The following is a 1,059-nucleotide window of genomic DNA, read 5'->3' on the forward strand; positions in this document are numbered from 1 at the left end:
GCCTTTATTTATGAGACAGACAAGCCCCTGTCGGAGAGTCAGGTAGCGAGTAGTGTACGGTTGTCGGCGGTATCAGATGCCCAGAAAGTACGGTTGAACTGGCAGGCGAATGTACCCTGGAGTAATGATAACCGGAAGCATCTGGTTTACCGGGAAGACAAGACCAGACCCGGGGTATTTCATATCATAGCAGAGGTATCGGTACAGGCGGTGAACACCTACACCTATCTGGATGATGGGATAGATCGCTATGAAGCAGATGGAGTGCATAGCATAGAGATGAAAGTAGACACCAATTACTGTTACAAGGTAGAGACGGTTGGGATTTATGCGCGTTTACCACAGTTCGGGTTATTACATAATTTATCACAGGTGATGTGTTCGAGTCCAATAGACAACACGCCGCCATGTCCACCGGAATTGAGTATAGATGATTTGAATTGTGAGAGTCTGGACAGGGAGGCCATTTGTGCGACCAATACGGTGAGTAACAAATTAAGCTGGAAGACACCGGCGAGTGCAGGAGGGACTATATGCAGGAGTGATATAATCAGGTATAATATTTATTTTGCGCGCTACAAGGAAGACACGCCAAAGTTACTGGCGGCCATAGACAAGCCTATACCACCAGAGACGACGTTTACTCACACGAGGTCAGTACAGGAGGGATTTGCTGGTTGTTATTACATCACAGCAGTGAATAGTCTGAATATAGAGGGGGGGGCGAGTGCCACCATCTGCAAAGACAACTGTGCGACGGTGATGTTACCGAATGTTTTTACACCCAATGGAGATGGGAAGAATGATACATTCAATCCGATGACGTGTTCGGCTTTTATACAGAACATAGATATAGAGATATACAACAGATATGGGTTAAAGGTATATCAGAGTGGAAGTAGTAATATACTGAGTTGGGATGGTAAAAGTACATCTGGAAGTGAGATGCCATCGGGCACATATTTTTATGTGGCCAAGGTAACCTTGCAGCGATTGGATAAAAAGGATGAAACTCCCACAACTATTAAGGGTTGGATTCAACTGATAAGGTAAATAACC

General features: G+C 45.0%; 1 protein-coding gene. It reads left to right on the plus strand.

Translation table 11 applies throughout. The features are described from left to right. The coding region (locus tag H1R81_RS27275; protein WP_181843922.1) for a gliding motility-associated C-terminal domain-containing protein at window positions 1-1,053 on the plus strand (1,053 nt) is incomplete at its 5' end. Between the last annotated feature and the right edge of the window lie 6 nt (window positions 1,054-1,059).

Source organism: Emticicia sp. BO119, from assembly GCF_013912375.1.
GTDB lineage: Bacteria > Bacteroidota > Bacteroidia > Cytophagales > Spirosomataceae > Emticicia.